The sequence below is a fragment of the Escherichia sp. WS547 genome, assembly GCF_046486065.1.
GTDB classification, from domain to species: domain Bacteria; phylum Pseudomonadota; class Gammaproteobacteria; order Enterobacterales; family Enterobacteriaceae; genus Escherichia; species Escherichia coli.
Genome location: NZ_JBJQMA010000003.1, coordinates 231,218 through 251,286, shown reverse-complemented (window position 1 = coordinate 251,286; position 20,069 = coordinate 231,218). Strand labels below are relative to the sequence as shown.

Sequence of the window (20,069 nt, the reverse complement as noted above, 5' to 3'; positions counted from 1 at the left end):
GGATGACGACTTAACGTTTCATCCGGCGTTCCTTGCAAGCGGGAGGAAACAGCGCCCTCCCCGACATATTACTCTTCGCTATCACCGCTGCTGGCACGGCGAGGAGAGTCGATCTCAACACGATCGATACGCTGCAAACCGCGCATCAACGTACCGCGGCGTCCACGTTCGCCAGTGACTTTCTGTAGCTCTTCCGGACGCAGTTTAATTTTGCGTTTCCCAACATGAATGGTCAGCGTGCTTTGCGGCGGCAGAACGTACAGTTGCGCCAGACCATCCTCGCCACGCGCGGCTTCTGCCGACGGAATGTTGATAATCTTATTGCCTTTGCCCTTCGACAACTGCGGCAGATCGCTTACCGGGAACATCAACATACGGCCTGCCTGAGTGATTGCCAGCAGCATATCGGAAGCATCTTCAATCACCACCGGCGGCATAACATGGGCATTTTCCGGTAAGGTGATCAAAGCCTTACCTGCACGGTTACGCGCTACCAGATCGTTAAAGGTGCAGACGAAACCGTAACCCGCATCGGAAGCCATCAGCAGTTTCTGATCGTCGCTTTCCATCAGCATATGGTCAACGGTCGCCCCAGGCGGCAACGTTAATTTGCCGGTGAGCGGTTCGCCCTGACCACGCGCCGACGGCAGCGTAATCGGGTCGATGGCATAGCTACGACCGGTGGAATCAACAAAAACTACCGGTTGGTTGCTCTTACCTTTCACCGCCGCTTTGAAGCTATCACCCGCTTTATAATTCAGGCCCGGCGCGTCGATATCATGGCCTTTAGCGCTGCGTACCCAGCCCATCTGCGACAGCACAATGGTGACAGGTTCAGACGGCAGCATGTCGTGCTCGCTCATCGCTTTCGCTTCTTCGCGTTCCTGCAACGGCGAACGACGTTCGTCACCGTAGGCTTGCGCGTCTGCCTGCAGTTCTTTCTTCAGCAGGTTATTCATTTTACGCTCGGAAGCCAAAATGCCCTGCAACTGGTCGCGCTCTTTTTCCAGCTCACTCTGCTCACCGCGAATCTTCATCTCTTCCAGTTTGGCAAGATGACGCAGTTTCAGTTCGAGGATCGCTTCCGCCTGGGTTTCCGTAAGGCCAAACCGCGACATCAGCGCCGGTTTCGGTTCATCTTCATTACGAATGATCTCAATCACTTCGTCGATATTGAGAAACGCCACCAGCAAACCTTCGAGGATATGCAGGCGCTTGAGGACTTTCTCCAGACGATAGTTCAGTCGGCGGCGCACGGTATCGCGGCGGAACACCAGCCATTCGGAGAGGATTTCCAGCAGGTTTTTCACCGCCGGACGACCATCCAGACCGATCATATTGAGGTTAATACGATAGCTCTTTTCCAGATCGGTGGTTGCGAAGAGGTGGTTCATCACCTGATCCATATCCACGCGGTTGGAACGCGGCACAATCACCAGACGGGTCGGGTTCTCGTGGTCAGATTCATCGCGCAGATCGTCAACCATCGGCAGCTTTTTGTTGCGCATTTGCGCAGCAATTTGCTCCAGTACGCGCGCACCTGAAACCTGATGCGGCAATGCGCTGATAACCACCGCGCCATCTTCTTTCTTCCAAACCGCGCGCATACGCACTGAACCACGTCCGTTCTCGTAGATTTTACGGATCTCGGCGCGCGAAGTGATAATTTCCGCTTCAGTCGGATAATCCGGCCCCTGCACGATATCCAGCAGCTGGTCGAGCGTGGTTTTCGGCTGGTCGATTAATGCGATTGCCGCCTGAGCCACTTCACGCAGGTTATGCGGTGGAATATCGGTCGCCATGCCGACGGCAATACCGGTGATGCCGTTAAGCAAAATGTTTGGCAGACGGGCAGGTAGCATTTTCGGCTCCTGCAAAGTGCCGTCGAAGTTTGGCACCCAGTCAGCCGTCCCCTGCCCCAGCTCGCTCAATAGCAGCTCGGAATATTTCGACAACCGGGATTCGGTGTAACGCATTGCTGCGAACGATTTCGGATCGTCCGGCGCGCCCCAGTTCCCCTGACCATCAACCAGCGGATAACGGTAAGAGAACGGCTGCGCCATCAGGACCATCGCTTCATAACAGGCGCTATCGCCGTGCGGATGGTATTTACCCAGTACGTCACCGACGGTACGGGCCGATTTTTTAAATTTGGCGCTGGCATTCAGGCCCAGCTCAGACATCGCATACACAATGCGGCGCTGAACAGGTTTCAGACCATCACCAATAAACGGCAACGCACGGTCCATGATCACGTACATGGAGTAGTTTAAGTAGGCGTTTTCCGTAAATTCATGTAGCGCAAGGCGCTCTGCCATATCGCTCATTAATTCTGATTCCTCAACTTATTCGCCAGCCTTCAAAGGGGTAATATTGCCGGAGATACTACATTATCTGCCGCGTCGAGTCACAGGAGATCAGCGTGAATAGCGCCGCTGGACGTGCTCCGACGGCGATAAAGGCATCAATGTGCCTTGATATACAACTCTTTGCTGTAGACATAATCCTGGGGATTATGCAGCGGAAAACCGCCAACGTAGGGTTTAAGCAGTTTGATTAACGGCTGATAGTAGATAGGAATCAGCGGTGCCTGTTGGTTGATGATCACTTCTGCCTGCTGATACAACGCATTACGCTTTGTCGCATCAGTGATCTGCGTGGCCTGGTTTAGTAAGGCGTCATACTGCGCATTTTTCCAGTGACCGACGTTTTCTTCACTATCGCTTTTGAGCGTGTTCAGGAAGCTGGAAGCATCATTATACGTCGCATCCCACGACTGCCGCGACAGCATGAAATCACCGGCTCGTCGGGCATCAAGATAAGTTTTCCACTCCATTGTGCGCAGCGTCACCTGTGCACCCAGCCATTTTTTCCATTCGGAAGACAACGCTATCGCGGTTTTTTCATGCAGATCGTACTTGTTGTAGAACAGCTCAAAGCGTAGCGGATGAGAGGCGTCGTATCCCGCCTGTTTCAGCAAGGCTTTTGCCATCGCGACACGCTCACTCATTGGCTTTTGCAGTTCATCGAACGTCGTCGCGCTAAAGCCTTTTACCTCTGGCGGCGTCAGCGTGGTTGCGGGCGTTCTCAACCCCAGTACCTTTTGCGCAATAAGCTGTCGATCAACCGTAAGATATAGCGCCCGACGCACCCGCACATCGTTAAATGGCGGTTTCTCAAGGTTAAAGTTGTAATATTCGCTGTTCAGACGCGGGATAATTCGTAGCTCGCCAGGCAGTGATTTTTCAATGGTGGGAATTTGCTGCGCCGGAACCCAGGTGAGATCGACCTCTCCCGCGCGATAGCGGTTATAGCCGGTGACCGAATTATCCAGCGCCAGATACTCAACCTGTTGCAATACTGTATGTTGCGCATCGCGGTACTTTGGATTTTTGCGTGCAGTAATCTTTTCGTTAACTACCCACTGTTCAAGCACAAAGGCACCGTTGTAAACCATATGCGCAGGCTTACTCCAGCTATCGCCATATTTCGCGATGACATGATGGGGAACCGGGAACAGCGTCGGCCAGGCGAGCATCGTCGTGAACCAAGGAACCGGCTGCTCAAGCGTAACTTCAAGAGTACGATCATCCATCGCTTTGACACCCAGCGATGTAACATCTGCTTTACCCGCAACAATAGCCGCGGCATTGTTAATGTGCGCCTGTGCCAGATAGCCAGCAAAAGGGCTTGCCGTTTTCGGGTCAACCGCGCGCTGCCAGCCGAGGACAAAATCCTCTGCCGTCAGAGGCTGACCGTCTGACCACTGCAAACCGCTACGCAGATGGAAAATATAGCGCTTGCCGCCGTCCAGTATCTCCCAGCGTTCAGCCTGAGCGGGCTGCACCTGGCCTTCACCGTCCATCCATACCAGACCTTCAAACAGATCCAGCACAATCTGCGCGGCAGTATTCTCCTCTACCTTTTGCGGGTCGAGCGTACCTGGGTCGCTATGATTGTTGTAACGAAAGACTTGTTGCGGGGCGAGCGGTGTGTTGGCGGGAACGTCAGCAGCGTAGAGAGGAGCCGCACTTACCAGGCTGACCAGCCATAATAAATTTCGCGTATACATGGTATTCCTTACCGGAGAAATTATAAGCCCGACAACAATACGCCTGTGGCATTGTTCGCTCAAACTTATCGCGAGTGATGTGGCTCACACTCCGGTAAAGATTCTCCATCACGCTAACGGTACATAAACATCCGTTTCCAGTCGCTGCTCTGTCATCCCTTCGGCAAGATTGGTGTAGTGAAACAGAATCGGTGCTTTACGCATTTTCTCGCCGCTTGCAGGTAGCCAGTGGCGAATGATGCCCCATATCGTGTGTGAAATATCGTCCAGCTCGCCAACATGGCGGGCCACAGCATAACGTCCACCGGTAAGTTCACCATTACTCACACCATAACGATTATCGGGGATCGGTTCGCTAACGCTGCCGCAGATATCAAAGCGAAACGCTTCCGGTGCGGTGGTGGCAGGGTCGTCCCAGGCGACGCCAAAAGTCTGGCTTTGGTTAACAGGAGAAAGCCCCGTCTCTTTACGCCACATGATAAATTTCGCCACGCTGTAGTTGAGCAACTCAGGGCTACAGCGGTGCGGCAACATCGCCACAGGGATTGATGGGAAATCGATAATATTTACATCCAGTGTCAGGTTTGTCATTTTGCCTCCCTGCGAAATTATTCCCGGGAATGCGTCCCGGGAGCGGTAACAATTACGGATTTACTTTGCGGATCTGTTTGACGTCAATTTCAACAGAATTCCAGTCTTTATCGACTTCACCCTGAATCTCAACCGTATCTTTCGGCGTCACCGTCACGCCGTTCCAGCGTTTGTGGTCGATATCAACATTGATAGTACCGCTGGCATCTTTGAACACGTAGAGATCGTCAGAGATGCGTTCAACGATATTGCCGCGCAGGGTTACCCAGGTGTCGTCACGCAGGGATTTTGCGCTTTCTACGGTCGTTACGCTGCCGTTCGGCCCCTGGAATCCTCCGGCCTGACTTTGCGTTGCCGATGGGCCAGAAAAACCGCCCTGCTCTGCTGCCATCACCGGTGCGCTGCACAGGGCCATTACTGCGATTACTGCTGCGAATTTTTTCATGTTTATTACTCCCTTTAATGTCTGTTTCCGAGCATTTAACAAGATAGTCCTTAACAACTTCTTAAGGGAAAAAAATAAAATTTAATGCTGTACAGAGCGCGTTACAACACGGTTTACTGGCAGCAAATACGGTTATCGCAGGGATGAAAAAATGCGAATTTTACTGATAGAAGATGACATGCTGATTGGCGACGGCATCAAAACGGGCCTTAGTAAAATGGGTTTTAGCGTCGACTGGTTTACACAAGGTCGTCAGGGAAAAGAGGCGCTATATAGTGCGCCTTATGATGCGGTGATCCTGGATTTAACCTTACCAGGCATGGATGGTCGCGATATTTTGCGCGAATGGCGAGAAAAAGGTCAGCGTGAGCCGGTACTGATCCTGACCGCGCGCGATGCGTTAGCGGAACGTGTAGAGGGGCTGCGTCTGGGAGCTGACGATTATCTGTGTAAACCTTTTGCGTTGATAGAAGTCGCCGCCAGGCTGGAAGCTCTGATGCGCCGAACCAACGGCCAGGCCAGCAACGAACTGCGCCACGGTAACGTCATGCTCGACCCCGGCAAACGTATCGCCACGCTGGCTGGCGAACCCTTAACGCTGAAACCAACAGAATTTGCCCTGCTGGAATTACTGATGCGTAACGCTGGTCGGGTACTGCCGCGCAAACTGATTGAAGAGAAACTGTATACCTGGGACGAAGAGGTCACCAGTAATGCCGTTGAAGTGCATGTGCATCATCTGCGACGCAAACTCGGCAGTGATTTTATTCGTACCGTTCATGGTATTGGCTACACATTAGGTGAGAAATGAAATTTACCCAACGTCTTAGTCTGCGAGTCAGGCTGACGCTAATCTTTTTAATTCTGGCCTCAGTGACCTGGCTGCTTTCCAGCTTTGTCGCCTGGAAACAAACAACGGATAACGTCGATGAGTTGTTCGACACCCAACTGATGCTGTTTGCCAAGCGGTTAAGTACGCTCGATCTCAACGAAATCAACGCGGTAGATCGCATGGCACAGACGCCAAATAAATTAAAACACGGTCATGTTGATGACGATGCGCTGACCTTTGCCATCTTTACCCACGACGGCAGAATGGTCCTTAATGATGGCGATAACGGAGAAGATATTCCCTATAGCTATCAACGGGAAGGTTTTGCTGACGGGCAACTGGTCGGTGAAGACGATCCCTGGCGTTTTGTCTGGATGACCTCACCTGATGGCAAATATCGCATCGTTGTTGGTCAGGAATGGGAATACCGCGAAGACATGGCGCTGGCGATTGTTGCCGGGCAATTGATCCCGTGGCTTGTCGCACTGCCGATTATGTTAATCATCATGATGGTACTACTGGGTCGTGAACTCGCGCCGCTGAACAAACTGGCGCTGGCACTACGTATGCGTGACCCTGACTCGGAAAAACCACTAAACGCGACGGGCGTACCCAGCGAAGTGCGTCCACTGGTTGAGTCGTTGAATCAACTGTTCGCCCGCACACATGCGATGATGGTTCGTGAACGACGCTTTACCTCCGACGCAGCTCACGAACTTCGTAGCCCGTTAACGGCGCTGAAAGTGCAAACCGAAGTTGCGCAGCTCTCTGACGATGATCCGCAGGCGCGGAAAAAAGCGCTGCTTCAATTACATTCCGGAATCGATCGTGCTACTCGTCTGGTTGATCAACTGCTCACGCTATCGCGGCTGGACTCACTGGATAACCTTCAGGACGTCGCGGAGATCCCGCTTGAAGATCTCCTGCAATCGTCGGTAATGGATATTTACCACACGGCGCAGCAGGCGAAAATTGACGTGCGACTGACACTCAATGCCCACGGTATCAAACGCACCGGACAACCGCTGTTGCTAAGTTTGTTGGTACGAAACCTTCTGGATAACGCCGTGCGCTACAGTCCACAGGGCAGCGTGGTGGACGTCACGCTGAATGCCGAAAATTTCATCGTGAGGGATAACGGCCCCGGTGTGACGCCAGAGGCACTGGCGAGAATTGGCGAACGCTTCTATCGCCCACCCGGACAAACCGCTACCGGCAGTGGACTTGGGCTATCGATTGTCCAGCGAATCGCCAAATTGCATGGCATGAATGTTGAGTTTGGGAATGCGGAACAAGGTGGATTTGAGGCGAAGGTGAGCTGGTAAGGGTAAGACTTTTGCTAAATTAGCAAAAGACTTTGCACATTTTGCTAATTTCACCGTACCGCTCTGTGACGTACTATAGTCGACAAACGTCTCACCTTGAGGTTAAAAAATGAGCAACATCCTGATTATCAACGGCGCGAAAAAATTCGCCCACTCCAATGGTCAACTGAACGACACCCTGACCGAAGTCGCGGATGGCACACTGCGCGACCTCGGGCATGATGTTCGCATCGTTCGCGCCGACAGCGACTACGATGTCAAAGCGGAAGTACAAAACTTTCTCTGGGCTGATGTGGTGATCTGGCAGATGCCAGGCTGGTGGATGGGCGCGCCGTGGACAGTGAAAAAATACATTGATGATGTATTCACCGAAGGTCACGGGACTCTGTATGCCAGCGATGGTCGTACCCGCAAAGATCCGTCGAAAAAATACGGTTCCGGCGGCCTGGTACAGGGCAAAAAATATATGCTTTCTCTGACCTGGAACGCACCAATGGAAGCCTTCACCGAAAAAGATCAGTTCTTCCACGGCGTTGGCGTTGACGGTGTGTATCTGCCGTTCCATAAAGCAAACCAATTCCTTGGCATGGAACCGCTGTCGACATTTATCGCTAATGACGTGATAAAAATGCCTGATGTTCCCCGCTATACTGAAGAATATCGCAAGCATCTTGTGGAAATTTTTGGTTAACTAGAGCTCAGGCTTTAGAAGGAGTTAACCATGCTTACCGTAATCGCAGAAATCCGTACTCGTCCTGGTCAACATCACCGTCAGGCAGTATTGGATCAGTTTGCTAAAATCGTTCCAACCGTACTGAAAGAAGAAGGTTGCCACGGCTATGCGCCAATGGTGGATTGCGCTGCTGGCGTGAGTTTCCAGTCTATGGCACCGGATTCTATCGTGATGATTGAGCAGTGGGAAAGCATCGCGCATCTTGAAGCGCATCTGCAAACCCCGCACATGAAGGCGTACAGCGAAGCCGTAAAAGGCGACGTGCTGGAGATGAATATCCGTATTCTGCAACCGGGGATTTAACATTCCTGAAAAGAGGCCGGTGCTGCTACCGGTCTCAGCCCAGATTAGCCATTCTTTCTTCCCGTTTTCAGTCCTCGATGGAAATCGTTAATTCGCTTAATGGTTTTAACCGCACGCTGCGGCACTGCGGAAGCTACCGACCAGACAATCATTTCCAGACACAACAATACCGTACCATGTAGTGGCGTTTTCCCCTTTTCATCCCCGCGCGGAACATGAATCACGATACTGGCGTCTTTGCTAAAACGTGAATCCAGCGCGTTTGTCAGCAAAATAACAGGGATCCCCAGCCGCCTCGCCTCACGAAGCGTTGTCAGCCCTTCCCGGTGCGCAGATTTTTGCGCCATCATGATCAGAACATCGCCACGTTGAAGCGCGATCAGTTGCTCGGCAAGGCCAATACCCGTACGGTTTAGTGCCGTGGCAGGCAAACCTATGCGGTTGAATAGTCGTGCGGTATAGTCCGCCAGGATACCCGAAGCGCCAATGCCAAAAATAGCGACTTGCCGTGCCTGCACCAACAACGCTACAGCTTGCGCAAGCGCGTGGCGGTTTTCAGGCTCTGACAGGACATTACAAGTATACAAATGCCCTTCAAGAACAAAGTCGATTGCGGTGTTAACATCGCTCGTCAAGTTACTCACCGTCGTAGACATCTTTTCGCTGGAACTAAGGGCTGGACCAAGCCACTGTTCCAGAGTGCGTTTCAGATCACGCAGCCCGGCAAACCCCAGAGCCTGTATAGCCCTGATAACTGTGGCATCGGAAGTGTTCAACGTGGCCGCAATTTCCATCGCCGTTTGCTCGAGTACCACTTCACGATGCTCATTAATGTAGCTTGCGACAGCTCTTAACCCAGGCGTTAACTGACTCGCGCGAGTGCGAAAACGCTCACCATAAATATCAACCCGCGTTTTGTCTTTCTGGATCATTTAGCCTCCGGTAGAGGTCGTCCCGCAATTTGTGATTGTATCTGCGCAGCCATCAGCCCCAGAGATGCAAAGGAGTTAGAAATCGCCTCTTCACGAGAAATCAGCACATAGCGCCCGGAACGACAGGCCGTCAGAAACTGACACCATCCCGGCATGACTTTTTCCATTGCTGCCAGCTCATCCTGAGGTTTACCACCGGTGTCACCGCGCCAGGTTGCAAAAACAAAATCGGCATCCAGTTCAGGTAAACGCTCTGCGCTCACATCCATTCGCCCACCTTCAGGAATGCTCTCAATCAGCGGCGGAAAGCGAAAACCAGCATCGCGTAATACCCGCCCCAGCGAATGATAGCTATGCATCACATTAATTTTTCCCTGATTTGCCTGAATCACCGATACCGTTATTTTTTGGCTGTCCAGCGTCGCCTTCAGCGCATTGATTTGTGCCTGATAGCGGCGTTCAAGTATCGCCAGCTGCGACTGCGTTCCTGTAAGTTCTGCCAGCTTGCGGTAGATTTCTGGCGCGCCTCCTTTGAGATGATCAATGCTCACCGTGGGCGCAATTTTTTCCAGTTGTTCAATGGGCGTATTACGGGTCGGTTCTGTGATGATCAGGTCAGGCTTTGCCGCCACAATCGCTTCAATATCAATATCAGCGGTGCCAATAAAAGCGATCGATGAATTATCAAAGTCGACACCTGTCAATAACGCGCCTGATCGAATGAAATGGCTACCATCAGGCCGGGTTCGCCCGTGGCTGGCGACAGGAGGTACACCGAGCTCAATCAGAGGAATAGTGATATCAAGATCGTGTAAAGAGACAATTCTCTTTGGATGAGCAGGAACAGTAACTTTGCGCCCTAAATCATCAGTAAAGACCTGAACAGGTTCTGTCGCGCGGGCAAAGAATGACAACAGTATCAGCAGAGAAAAAAATAAACGCATATAACTCCCATTAAAAACTGTTCCTGCGCTGCCAGAGCAGTAGCAAAAAGAATGGTCCACCAATCAATGAAATAATGATTCCGGCAGGCAGTTGCAAAGGCAAAAAAGCCAAACGACCAATGCTATCCGCCAGGATGACTAACAACGCCCCCGATACGGCGCTCCCCAGCAGTAATGTCGTCTGCCCGCCACGTAGAATAAAACGTGATATATGGGGTGCTATCAATCCGACAAAACCGATGTTACCAACACACGAAACGCAGACGGCTGTCAGGATTATTGGTGCGGCGACACGTAACAACGCCAGACGAGAACTATTCACCCCTAACCCGGTTGCAACCTGATGACCAAGCAGAGCGATATCCGCCGTCCTGGCGGTGAACAGCAATAAAAGAGCGGCTGGCAACATCCAACAGGCTGAAATACCGACTAACATCCAGTTAGCTGCATGCAGGCTTCCCGATAACCACATCAATGCAGTTTGTACATCTCGAACATCTGCAGTGGTCATAAATACACCGATACCGGCGGCGAAAAACCAGGAAACACCAATACCAATCAGAACAAATCGCGGGCGGGAAATATCGCGCGCACAAAAAATCACGATTAAAGCCACCAACAAGCCACCAGCAAGACCAGCCACTGGACGCCAGAACATTCCCAGCATTGGAAACTGGAAAATCAGCCACAGCACCGCCACGCTACATCCTTCTTTGACGCCGATTAAACCAGGATCGGCAAGGCCGTTACGCGCAATGGATTGCATCGCGGCCCCCGCCATACCTAACATGGCTCCGCATAGCAATGCCATGATGACTCTCGGCAAGCGAATATCCTGCACAATATAACGTGCGTCTGTGCTTACGTTTTCTGGAGCAAACAACGCTCGTCCTACTTCCGATGCCGGGACAGAAAAAGAACCCTGCATCAGACCGAATATCAGTATTCCAACCGCAAACAGAAACAGCCCACCAAGCAACACCAGATTTTTAGGGCGTACCAGTGTCGAAAACTTACCAACACGTAGTGGACGTAGCCCGACGTTCATTATCCGACTCATTTGAACATCCTCGTCGCCATAATGACAAAAACAGGCGCACCAACTAACGCCGTCATGACACCGGTCGCTAACTCATGGGGCGTGAAAAGCGTCCGAGCAATAATATCTGCCAGTAATAACAAAAGCGCGCCGACACAAGCTGAAAGAGGGAGCAGAACGCGCAGATCCGCTGATACCAGACGCCTGACAATCTGCGGTACTAGCAGACCGACAAAACCAATGGGGCCAGCAATCGATACGGCTGCGCCACAGAGCAACGCGATCGCAAGCAGAGTGAATGTTCGCGTGCGGAGTACCGAGACGCCCAGCCCCTGCGCCATGCGATCACCCAGTGCCAACATGTTAAGAGAGGGCGCAAGGTAAATGGCTAACACAACCCCCCCCAGAGAAAACCAGGCGGACGTACCCAGCGTCGCCCAATCCTGCCCCGCTAAATCACCTGCTAGCCATGTCCGCATCGCCAGCAGTGTTTGTTCGTCAAGAATCAGGATTGCAGCCGTTATTGAGGACACGAACGCCGATAGCGCCACGCCGCATAAAGTAACTTTCATTGGCGTTAACCCTGAACGCCCTGCGGAGGAAAGCAGCAATATCAACAGGAACAATAACGCGCCGCCCGTAGATGCCAGCAGTGGGCGTCCAACCGGAAAGGCCAGCCCAAGCGCACTGGCAGCAACGACAGCAAGAGCGGCTCCGGCATTTAAGCCTAAAATATGTGGCTCCCCCAATGGGTTACGAATGACAGCCTGCAACAAAGCACCAGCAACTCCAAGAGAAGCACCGGTAAGCAATGCTGCCGCTAAACGCGGCAAACGGAGTCTTACAATTACGTTGTGATCGAAGTTTTGCGGTTCAAAATGAAGAAATGCCTGCAACACCGTTTGTGGTGCAATAAATCGGGCACCAATCCCTGGATATACCACGCATCCCACCAGCAGTAAGGCGAGGAAAATTACAGTAACCAGCCCTGTGCGCATCATACTTTTTCTACACCACGAAACGGCATGAAGAACGGCTTTCCCGTCAGAGGATTTATTGATGCGTGAACATCAACGTCAAAGACAGCTTTTACCAGCTCAGGCGTGCAATGTTCCCCCTCATTCAACACACGCACCACTTTCCCCTGGCGTAAAAATATCAACGTATCACCATAATTGACGGCAAAATTCAGATCATGCAACACCACGACGACTGTACGCCCGTGATGACGCGTTAAATCATGTAATAACTCAAGAATTTCAACCTGATAACGTAAATCAAGCCAGGTTGTGGGTTCATCCAGCAGGATATAAGGCGTCTTTTGCGCCAACACCATCGCAATCCAGCAACGCTGGCGCTGCCCACCAGAAAGTTTTTCAACAGGTAAATGTGCAAACTCCTGCGTACCGGTTAATTTCAGGGCCTCTTCTACCGCCTGCTCGTCGGCGTCGCTCCATTGACGAATGAAATTCTGCCAGGGAAAACGCCCACGCGACACCAGTTCATAAACGGTTAAGCCCTCCGGCAATAATGGCGACTGCGGCAAGATCCCAAGTCTACGGGATAACGCTTTCGTTGGTTGCTCGTGAATCGCTTTACCATCCAGCAATATCGAGCCGCCCATAGGTTGCAAGATACGTGCAATGGTGCTGAGCAACGTCGACTTTCCACAGCCGTTTGCCCCAACCAGAACGGTCATTTTTTCTGTGGGAACGGAGAAAGAAACACCATCAACAATGATTTTCGTGTGATACCCGGCAGAAACATTGTCGAGGATCAGCCCCTGCCCTTTTGCGTTATGTGCCACGTGTACGCCAACTTAATCAAAGACAAACAAAAATAAAACTCATTCTCCTTTGAGAGTTTGACGCCACAAAATGTAGTAGTCAAGAAGTTAAAAGCCATACAAAAACAAGGTAAATAACAGGTGAAATATTTTTAAAGATAAAAATAAAACCATTAAATATTAATAAATTATCATCAATTGAATTGCATTAACCTCTCATAAAAACACATGTAGCAATTTTTTGTTATTTCTCATTTACTACTACATCACCGCATGGTTGAATGATTCTCAATTACATATCCGATGACGAAATAACAAACGGATAGTGCTTAGTGAGCAACAAGAAACAATTTTCACTCACGACAATCCGTGAGTTTTTGGGATAACAGACTAAATGGCTAAGTTCACACCTTCATTCTCAGGAATCAAAGGTCGGGCGCTCTTTTCACTGCTCTTTGCAGCACCAATGATTCATGCAACCGACACTGCAACGACCAAAGATGGCGAAACAATCACTGTTACAGCGGATGCAAATACCGCAACTGAGGCGACCGATGGTTATCAACCTCTGAGCACTTCCACGGCGACATTAACCGATATGCCGATGCTGGATATCCCGCAGGTGGTCAATACGGTTAGCGATCAGGTTCTGGAAAATCAGAATGCGACGACGCTGGATGAAGCGCTTTATAACGTCAGTAACGTGGTACAGACCAATACATTAGGCGGAACTCAGGACGCCTTTGTACGTCGTGGGTTTGGCGCAAACCGGGATGGCTCCATCATGACCAACGGCCTGCGAACTGTACTTCCTCGCAGTTTCAACGCCGCCACAGAACGTGTGGAAGTGCTAAAAGGTCCGGCCTCCACGCTGTATGGCATTCTCGATCCTGGTGGATTGATTAACGTCGTGACCAAGCGCCCGGAAAAAACATTCCATGGTTCTGTCTCAGCCACGTCCTCCAGTTTTGGCGGAGGCACTGGGCAACTTGATATCACAGGTCCCATTGAAGGCACTCAGCTGGCATACCGCCTGACGGGGGAAGTGCAGGATGAAGATTACTGGCGAAACTTCGGTAAAGAGCGCAGTACATTTATTGCCCCGTCACTCACCTGGTTTGGTGATAATGCAACAGTAACCATGCTCTATTCCCATCGGGACTATAAAACTCCGTTCGATCGTGGAACGATTTTCGACCTTACGACGAAACAGCCCGTAAACGTTGATCGAAAAATACGTTTTGACGAACCGTTTAATATTACAGATGGTCAGTCCGATCTGGCGCAACTCAACGCAGAATATCATCTCAATAGCCAGTGGACAGCGCGCTTTGATTACAGCTACAGCCAGGATAAATACGGCGATAATCAGGCTCGTGTTACCGCGTATGATGCAACGACAGGAACGCTGACACGGCGTGTTGATGCAACTCAGGGATCTACCCAGCGTATGCATTCTACTCGTGCGGATCTGCAAGGGAATGTTGATATTGCTGGGTTCTATAATGAGATTCTGGGTGGGGTGTCATATGAATATTATGATCTTCTGCGCACAGATATGATTCGCTGTAAAAAAGCTAAAGATTTCAATATCTACAACCCTGTTTATGGTAATACCAGCAAATGTACAACGGTTTCGGCGTCGGACAGTGATCAGACGATCAAACAGGAGAGCTACTCAGCGTATGCACAGGACGCACTCTATCTGACCGATAACTGGATTGCCGTCGCCGGGATCCGCTATCAGTATTACACGCAGTATGCGGGTAAAGGCCGTCCTTTTAATGTCAATACTGACAGCCGCGATGAACAATGGACGCCCAAACTGGGGTTAGTCTACAAACTGACGCCATCGGTATCCTTATTTGCTAATTATTCGCAAACATTTATGCCGCAATCGTCAATTGCCAGCTACATCGGAGATCTTCCACCGGAATCATCTAATGCTTACGAAGTCGGGGCAAAATTCGAGCTGTTCGATGGTATAACCGCAGATATTGCGCTGTTTGATATCCATAAACGTAACGTGTTGTATACCGAAAGTATTGGTGATGAAACCATCGCCAAAACGGCAGGCCGCGTTCGTTCAAGAGGGGTAGAAGTCGACCTTGCGGGAGCATTAACTGAAAACATTAATATCATTGCCAGCTACGGCTATACCGATGCTAAGGTTCTGGAAGATCCTGATTATGCAGGGAAACCATTGCCGAATGTTCCTCGTCATACCGGTTCGCTATTCCTGACCTATGACATTCATAACATGCCAGGCAATAACACACTGACGTTTGGCGGTGGTGGACATGGCGTAAGCCGTCGTTCGGCAACCAATGGGGCTGACTATTATCTGCCAGGCTATTTCGTTGCCGATGCCTTCGCCGCATACAAAATGAAATTGCAGTATCCGGTCACACTGCAATTAAACGTCAAAAACCTGTTTGATAAAACGTATTACACCTCTTCCATCGCCACAAATAATCTGGGGAATCAGATTGGCGATCCGCGTGAAGTGCAATTCACGGTGAAAATGGAATTTTGATCAAAAAAGCCCGGTATACACTTGTATACCGGGCTATGTTTTATTCTTCTGGCGGGAGGATTATCAGACCTCAATCTCCGCCATGTCGCCTTTCTCTTGCAACCAGTTGCGGCGATCTTCCGAGCGTTTCTTCGCCAGCAGCATATCCATCATCGCGTCAGTACGCTGATCGTCTTCATCATCGATAGTCAGCTGCACCAGACGGCGAGTGTTCGGATCAAGCGTGGTTTCGCGCAATTGCATCGGGTTCATTTCCCCCAGACCTTTAAAACGCTGGACGTTCGGCTTGCCTTTCTTGCGTTTTAATTGCTCAAGTACGCCCTCTTTCTCTTCTTCCGTCAGCGCGTAATAAACCTCTTTCCCGAGATCAATACGGTAGAGCGGTGGCAGTGCGACGTAAACGTGACCGTGTTTCACCAACGCGCGGAAGTGTTTTACGAACAAAGCGCAGAGCAGCGTGGCAATGTGCAGACCATCAGAGTCCGCATCTGCGAGGATACAGATTTTGCCATAACGAAGCTGGCTCAGATCGTCGCTGTCTGGATCGATACCGATCGCTACCGAAATATCGTGCACTTCCTGTGAAGCCAGCACTTCGTCGGAGGAGACTTCCCAGGTGTTAAGGATCTTACCTTTCAGTGGCATGATAGCCTGATATTCGCGATCGCGCGCCTGCTTGGCAGATCCGCCTGCGGAGTCACCTTCCACAAGGAACAGCTCGGTACGGTTAAGGTCCTGCGCGGTACAGTCAGCCAGTTTGCCAGGCAGCGCCGGACCGCTGGTCAGCTTTTTACGCACCACTTTTTTGGCCGCACGCATACGGCGCTGGGCGCTGGAAATCGCCATCTCCGCCAGCAGCTCCGCCGCCTGAACGTTCTGGTTCAGCCACAGGATGAAGGCATCTTTCACCACGCCAGAAACAAATGCCGCGCACTGACGCGAAGAGAGACGTTCTTTGGTCTGCCCGGCAAACTGCGGATCCTGCATTTTTACTGACAGCACATAGGCGCAGCGATCCCAGATATCTTCCGCCGACAGCTTTACACCGCGCGGCAGAATGTTGCGGTATTCACAGAACTCACGCATCGCGTCCAGCAGGCCCTGACGCAGGCCATTAACATGGGTACCGCCCTGCATCGTTGGGATCAGGTTGACGTAGCTTTCGGTCAGCAGTTCACCGCCTTCCGGCAGCCACAGTAGCGCCCAGTCCACCGCTTCAGTATCGCCAGCGAAATTACCGATAAACGGTTTTTCTGGCAGCGTCGGTAAACCGTTTACCGCTTCCGCCAGGTAATCATTCAGACCGTCCTGATAGCACCAGCGCTGTTCGGTGTTGTTGATCTCATCTTTAAAAGTGATCTCAACACCAGGGCACAGTACCGCTTTGGCTTTCAGCACATGTGTCAGGCGTGAAACAGAAAAACGTGGGCTGTCAAAGAAGGTTTCATCCGGCCAGAAGTGCACGCTGGTACCGGTATTGCGCTTACCGCAAGTGCCGACAACCTGTAAATCCTGCACCTTTTCGCCATTTTCAAAGGCGATGTTATAAACCTGACCATCGCGGCGTACGTTAACTTCTACGCGCTTCGACAGGGCGTTAACTACCGAAATCCCCACGCCATGCAGGCCGCCAGAGAACTGGTAGTTTTTGTTAGAGAATTTACCGCCTGCATGCAGACGGCAAAGAATCAGTTCAACCGCCGGTACACCCTCTTCCGGGTGAATATCCACCGGCATCCCGCGCCCATCGTCAATCACTTCTAACGACTGGTCAGCATGTAAGATTACATCCACGCGTTTTGCGTGACCCGCCAGTGCTTCATCGACACTGTTATCAATAACTTCTTGCCCCAAATGGTTAGGGCGAGTGGTATCGGTATACATCCCCGGACGGCGGCGAACCGGCTCAAGCCCGGTGAGTACCTCAATGGCATCAGCGTTATAAGTTTGCGTCATGGTTTAAGTTAGCAATTCGAGTTGATCGTCAGAGATGGTGCAGACCAAGAAAATCGACGATCGGGTTGAAATAATCTTCGAAGCCCGTGAATGCGTGGTTGCCGCCTTCTATGACAGTCTGGCGGCAGGAAGCGTAGTACGCCACCGCCTGGCGGTAATCCAGCACTTCATCTCCCGTCTGTTGCAGCAGCCAGATCAAATCCGGCGCTTCCAGCGGGTCAATCTGCATGACTTTGAGATCGTAAATATGGCGTGACTCTAGCACATATTGCTGCCCGGTGTAGGGGTTCTCGTTCTGACCGAGATAGTCCGTCAGCAGTTCAAACGGGCGTACCGCCGGGTTTACCACCACTGCGGGCAGCATAAAACATTGCGACAACCAGGTGGCGTAATATCCCCCCAGTGACGAACCGACAATACCCAGCGAATCGCCGCCATGTTCCAGGACAATGGATTCCAGCAGTTCTGCCGCATCGGAAGGATACGGCGGCAACTGCGGAATGATCATCTCTACGTCAGGGTGATGTTCCGCCAACCAGTTTTTTAACAAGCTCGCTTTTGCAGAGCGCGGCGAGCTGTTGAAACCGTGTAAATAAAGAAGCGTAGACATCAGTAGCCTTCTGAAGCGGTATCAGGTTGGAAACGTGTGTCCGCCAGGCGATGCACCTCGGTGGTCAGCGTGCCATCAGCATGTAACTCGAGAGTACGCCAGCCGGGCGCGATGGTGTCCAGCGTAAAGTTGGAACAGTGCGGCTTAAACTGCACACAGGTCGACGGCGTTGCCAGCAGGCGGCGACCGTTCCAGTCGAGATCCAGCTCCTGATGAATATGACCGCACAGCAAGTATTTGACGTGCGGAAACTTCGCCAGCACGGTATCCAGTTCGCCCGCGTTACGCAGGCTGTGTTGATCAAGCCAACTACAACCCGCAGGTAGCGGATGATGATGTAGCAGCAGCAACGTATGGCGTTCTGGCGCATCGGCCAGTTTACGTTCCAGCCACTCAAGCTGAAACTCGCTCAGCTCACCGTGCGGCACGCCAAACACCTGGCTATCCAGCAACAGGATTTGCCATTGCTCACCAATAAACACCCGCTTCGCCGGGGAGATACCCGCATCCTGTAACGCGCTGTACATCGCGGGCTGGAAATCGTGGTTGCCCGGCAGCCAGACGCAGGGCGCACGAAAACTTGCGATGCCTTCAGCGAAATGCTGATAGGCCGCAGAGGATTGATCCTGCGCTAAATCACCTGTCGCGACAATCAGGTCGAATTCGTGCTGGTGTGGCCGAATCGCCTCCAGCACCGCCTGGTAGCTTTCCCAGGTGTTTACCCCCAACAGGGCTTCGTGCTTTTGCGCAAACAGGTGAGTGTCGGTAATTTGTAAAATCCTGACTCTGGCCTCACCAGCCAGAGGAAGGGTTAACAGGCTTTCCAAATGGTGTCCTTAGGTTTCACGACGCTAATAAACCGGAATCGCCATCGCTCCATGTGCTAAACAGTATCGCAACCAGTCCGCTAAAAACTGATTAATTTGATGCTTTTCGTCGCGTTGATGCAACTTTTTATTAGGATAATCATACCGCGCTTTGAAGCGAAAAATCTGCTGGCTTGAACACACTTCAGCCACCATCGCGTCATGATACAGACGCACCGTCATTGACGGAAGGCTCCAGTAACTGATCGCGGGCGCAGTCTGTTCTATTGTCACCAGGGTAGTGTATCGGGTCGATTCCACAATCGTCAGCCGATATTGTGCGTTTGCCACCTGATAGCTTACAGTTTCGCCGGGTGCGTCATTGCGCGGTAACAAACGGCGCAATTGTGAAAAGTTCATCTCGCACAGGCGCATCATTTCAGGAAAGTCAGGTGTGTAACGCTTCATTTATGCCCACTCATTTTTTAACGCTTGATGATGCAGCTGCAGCCATTGCAAAGCGATGACCGACGCTGCGTTGTCGATTTTCCCCTCTTCTACCCACTGGTATGCCTGTTCCCGGCTTACCACATGAACGCGAATATCTTCGTTTTCATCAGCCAGACCGTGAATACCGCTTGCGGTCGTGGCGTCCACTTCGCCCACCATAATTGACGAACGCTCACTGGTGCCCCCCGGGCTTGCCAGGAAACTTAACACCGGTTTGGTCCGTTTGACTATCAGTCCCGCCTCTTCAATCGCTTCGCGACGGGCAACATCTTCCACACTTTCACCCTCTTCAATCATCCCGGCAACCATCTCCAGTAGCCAGGGGGTTTCGCTGGTGTCGTACGCGGCAATCCGAATCTGCTCAATCAGCACAACTTCATCACGCACTGGGTCAAAGGGTAGCAAGACTGCGGCGTGACCGCGCTCAAAAATTTCCCGCCGTACCTCATGACTCATTTGCCCGTTGAATAGACGATGACGAAATCTATAAAGATCTAATGAAAAAAAGCCGCGATAAAGTGTTTCTCGTGCAATAATTTCTACATCGTTTTTGCCAAATGTAACGGGCAGGTTGTCTGGCTTAAGCATTGTTAATGTCCTGGCACTAATAGTGAATTAAATGTGAATTTCAGCGACGTTTGACTGCCGT

At 51.4% G+C, this 20,069-nt stretch carries 19 protein-coding genes; 5 read left to right on the top strand and 14 right to left on the bottom strand.

Translation table 11 applies throughout. The features are described 5' to 3' along the window. Nucleotides 1-68: 68 nt before the first annotated feature. The 4 genes from parC to ygiW form a co-directional block, all read right to left on the bottom strand. Nucleotides 69-2,327, bottom strand: coding sequence for a DNA topoisomerase IV subunit A (gene parC / locus ACJHWK_RS04900; RefSeq protein WP_410234800.1), 2,259 nt, complete (start codon nt 2,325-2,327; stop codon nt 69-71). Nucleotides 2,328-2,464: 137 nt separating this feature from the next. Continuing rightward, nucleotides 2,465-4,072, bottom strand: a complete 1,608-nt coding sequence (locus tag ACJHWK_RS04895) for an ABC transporter substrate-binding protein (protein WP_001327858.1) — start codon at nt 4,070-4,072, stop codon at nt 2,465-2,467. Nucleotides 4,073-4,180: 108 nt separating this feature from the next. Next, nucleotides 4,181-4,663 (bottom strand): GyrI-like domain-containing protein, encoded by a 483-nt coding sequence (locus tag ACJHWK_RS04890; RefSeq protein ID WP_000183492.1) that lies wholly within the window; start codon nt 4,661-4,663, stop codon nt 4,181-4,183. 52 nt (nt 4,664-4,715) lie between these two features. Beyond that, nucleotides 4,716-5,108 (bottom strand): OB fold stress tolerance protein YgiW, encoded by a 393-nt coding sequence (ygiW, locus tag ACJHWK_RS04885; protein WP_000712658.1) that lies wholly within the window; start codon nt 5,106-5,108, stop codon nt 4,716-4,718. Between the two features lie 151 nt (nt 5,109-5,259). On the opposite strand from ygiW, the gene qseB reads away from it, so the two are divergent. The 4 genes from qseB (at nt 5,260) to ACJHWK_RS04865 (ending at nt 8,301) form a co-directional block, all read left to right on the top strand. After that, a complete protein-coding gene (gene qseB, locus ACJHWK_RS04880) occupies nt 5,260-5,919 on the top strand; it encodes a quorum sensing response regulator transcription factor QseB (protein WP_170886158.1) in 660 nt (219 codons plus the stop codon). Further along, nucleotides 5,916-7,265: a quorum sensing histidine kinase QseC gene (qseC, locus tag ACJHWK_RS04875; protein WP_000673411.1), complete on the top strand. Its 1,350-nt coding sequence runs from the start codon at nt 5,916-5,918 to the stop codon at nt 7,263-7,265. The genes qseB and qseC overlap by 4 nt, the downstream gene beginning before the upstream one ends. A 109-nt stretch (nt 7,266-7,374) precedes the next feature. Continuing rightward, nucleotides 7,375-7,956 carry an NADPH:quinone oxidoreductase MdaB gene (mdaB, locus tag ACJHWK_RS04870; RefSeq protein ID WP_139496487.1) on the top strand — a complete coding sequence of 194 codons (582 nt, stop codon included), beginning with the start codon at nt 7,375-7,377 and terminating at the stop codon, nt 7,954-7,956. A gap of 30 nt (nt 7,957-7,986) precedes the next feature. Further along, nucleotides 7,987-8,301, top strand: a complete 315-nt coding sequence (locus ACJHWK_RS04865) for a putative quinol monooxygenase (RefSeq protein WP_000958598.1) — start codon at nt 7,987-7,989, stop codon at nt 8,299-8,301. Between the two features lie 44 nt (nt 8,302-8,345). Here the strand turns inward: ACJHWK_RS04865 and ACJHWK_RS04860 are convergent, their stop codons facing one another. From ACJHWK_RS04860 to ACJHWK_RS04840, 5 genes are read right to left on the bottom strand one after another with little or no spacing between them, the layout of a single operon-like run. Continuing rightward, entirely contained in the window at nt 8,346-9,233 is an 888-nt protein-coding gene (locus ACJHWK_RS04860; RefSeq protein ID WP_000614954.1) for a MurR/RpiR family transcriptional regulator, read from the bottom strand. After that, entirely contained in the window at nt 9,230-10,177 is a 948-nt protein-coding gene (locus tag ACJHWK_RS04855) for an iron-siderophore ABC transporter substrate-binding protein (protein ID WP_001305988.1), read from the bottom strand. The genes ACJHWK_RS04860 and ACJHWK_RS04855 overlap by 4 nt, the downstream gene beginning before the upstream one ends. Nucleotides 10,178-10,187: 10 nt before the next feature. Further along, entirely contained in the window at nt 10,188-11,225 is a 1,038-nt protein-coding gene (locus ACJHWK_RS04850; RefSeq protein WP_122987785.1) for a FecCD family ABC transporter permease, read from the bottom strand. Nucleotides 11,226-11,233: 8 nt separating this feature from the next. Beyond that, nucleotides 11,234-12,217, bottom strand: coding sequence for a FecCD family ABC transporter permease (locus tag ACJHWK_RS04845; protein WP_000986441.1), 984 nt, complete (start codon nt 12,215-12,217; stop codon nt 11,234-11,236). Next, nucleotides 12,214-13,023, bottom strand: a complete 810-nt coding sequence (locus ACJHWK_RS04840; RefSeq protein ID WP_000940887.1) for an ABC transporter ATP-binding protein — start codon at nt 13,021-13,023, stop codon at nt 12,214-12,216. Before ACJHWK_RS04840 ends, ACJHWK_RS04845 begins: the two co-directional genes overlap by 4 nt. 373 nt (nt 13,024-13,396) lie before the next feature. Here ACJHWK_RS04840 and ACJHWK_RS04835 point away from each other — a divergent pair, with 373 nt between their 5' ends. Beyond that, nucleotides 13,397-15,538, top strand: coding sequence for a TonB-dependent siderophore receptor (locus tag ACJHWK_RS04835; RefSeq protein WP_001051699.1), 2,142 nt, complete (start codon nt 13,397-13,399; stop codon nt 15,536-15,538). A 63-nt stretch (nt 15,539-15,601) separates the two neighbouring features. Here the strand turns inward: ACJHWK_RS04835 and parE are convergent, their stop codons facing one another. From parE to nudF, 5 genes are read right to left on the bottom strand one after another with little or no spacing between them, the layout of a single operon-like run. Next, nucleotides 15,602-17,494: a DNA topoisomerase IV subunit B gene (parE, locus tag ACJHWK_RS04830; protein ID WP_000195296.1), complete on the bottom strand. Its 1,893-nt coding sequence runs from the start codon at nt 17,492-17,494 to the stop codon at nt 15,602-15,604. 28 nt (nt 17,495-17,522) lie between these two features. Beyond that, nucleotides 17,523-18,104: an esterase YqiA gene (gene yqiA, locus ACJHWK_RS04825; RefSeq protein ID WP_000105733.1), complete on the bottom strand. Its 582-nt coding sequence runs from the start codon at nt 18,102-18,104 to the stop codon at nt 17,523-17,525. Then, a complete protein-coding gene (gene cpdA / locus ACJHWK_RS04820) occupies nt 18,104-18,931 on the bottom strand; it encodes a 3',5'-cyclic-AMP phosphodiesterase (RefSeq protein ID WP_000444747.1) in 828 nt (275 codons plus the stop codon). The genes yqiA and cpdA overlap by 1 nt, the downstream gene beginning before the upstream one ends. 24 nt (nt 18,932-18,955) lie before the next feature. Next, nucleotides 18,956-19,378, bottom strand: a complete 423-nt coding sequence (locus ACJHWK_RS04815; protein ID WP_000833393.1) for a DUF1249 family protein — start codon at nt 19,376-19,378, stop codon at nt 18,956-18,958. After that, a complete protein-coding gene (gene nudF / locus ACJHWK_RS04810; RefSeq protein ID WP_000917117.1) occupies nt 19,379-20,008 on the bottom strand; it encodes an ADP-ribose diphosphatase in 630 nt (209 codons plus the stop codon). Nucleotides 20,009-20,069 lie beyond the last annotated feature (61 nt).

Excerpts from the sequence above, each read along its gene's own strand:
- parC (WP_410234800.1), bottom strand. The coding sequence starts at position 2,327 with ATGAGCGATATGGCAGAGCGCCTTGCGCTACATGAATTTACGGAAAAC.
- ACJHWK_RS04895 (WP_001327858.1), bottom strand. The coding sequence starts at position 4,072 with ATGTATACGCGAAATTTATTATGGCTGGTCAGCCTGGTAAGTGCGGCT.
- ACJHWK_RS04890 (WP_000183492.1), bottom strand. The coding sequence starts at position 4,663 with ATGACAAACCTGACACTGGATGTAAATATTATCGATTTCCCATCAATC.
- ygiW (WP_000712658.1), bottom strand. The coding sequence starts at position 5,108 with ATGAAAAAATTCGCAGCAGTAATCGCAGTAATGGCCCTGTGCAGCGCA.
- qseB (WP_170886158.1), top strand. The coding sequence starts at position 5,260 with ATGCGAATTTTACTGATAGAAGATGACATGCTGATTGGCGACGGCATC.
- qseC (WP_000673411.1), top strand. The coding sequence starts at position 5,916 with ATGAAATTTACCCAACGTCTTAGTCTGCGAGTCAGGCTGACGCTAATC.
- mdaB (WP_139496487.1), top strand. The coding sequence starts at position 7,375 with ATGAGCAACATCCTGATTATCAACGGCGCGAAAAAATTCGCCCACTCC.
- ACJHWK_RS04865 (WP_000958598.1), top strand. The coding sequence starts at position 7,987 with ATGCTTACCGTAATCGCAGAAATCCGTACTCGTCCTGGTCAACATCAC.
- ACJHWK_RS04860 (WP_000614954.1), bottom strand. The coding sequence starts at position 9,233 with ATGATCCAGAAAGACAAAACGCGGGTTGATATTTATGGTGAGCGTTTT.
- ACJHWK_RS04855 (WP_001305988.1), bottom strand. The coding sequence starts at position 10,177 with ATGCGTTTATTTTTTTCTCTGCTGATACTGTTGTCATTCTTTGCCCGC.
- ACJHWK_RS04850 (WP_122987785.1), bottom strand. The coding sequence starts at position 11,225 with ATGAACGTCGGGCTACGTCCACTACGTGTTGGTAAGTTTTCGACACTG.
- ACJHWK_RS04845 (WP_000986441.1), bottom strand. The coding sequence starts at position 12,217 with ATGATGCGCACAGGGCTGGTTACTGTAATTTTCCTCGCCTTACTGCTG.
- ACJHWK_RS04835 (WP_001051699.1), top strand. The coding sequence starts at position 13,397 with ATGGCTAAGTTCACACCTTCATTCTCAGGAATCAAAGGTCGGGCGCTC.
- parE (WP_000195296.1), bottom strand. The coding sequence starts at position 17,494 with ATGACGCAAACTTATAACGCTGATGCCATTGAGGTACTCACCGGGCTT.
- yqiA (WP_000105733.1), bottom strand. The coding sequence starts at position 18,104 with ATGTCTACGCTTCTTTATTTACACGGTTTCAACAGCTCGCCGCGCTCT.
- ACJHWK_RS04815 (WP_000833393.1), bottom strand. The coding sequence starts at position 19,378 with ATGAAGCGTTACACACCTGACTTTCCTGAAATGATGCGCCTGTGCGAG.
- nudF (WP_000917117.1), bottom strand. The coding sequence starts at position 20,008 with ATGCTTAAGCCAGACAACCTGCCCGTTACATTTGGCAAAAACGATGTA.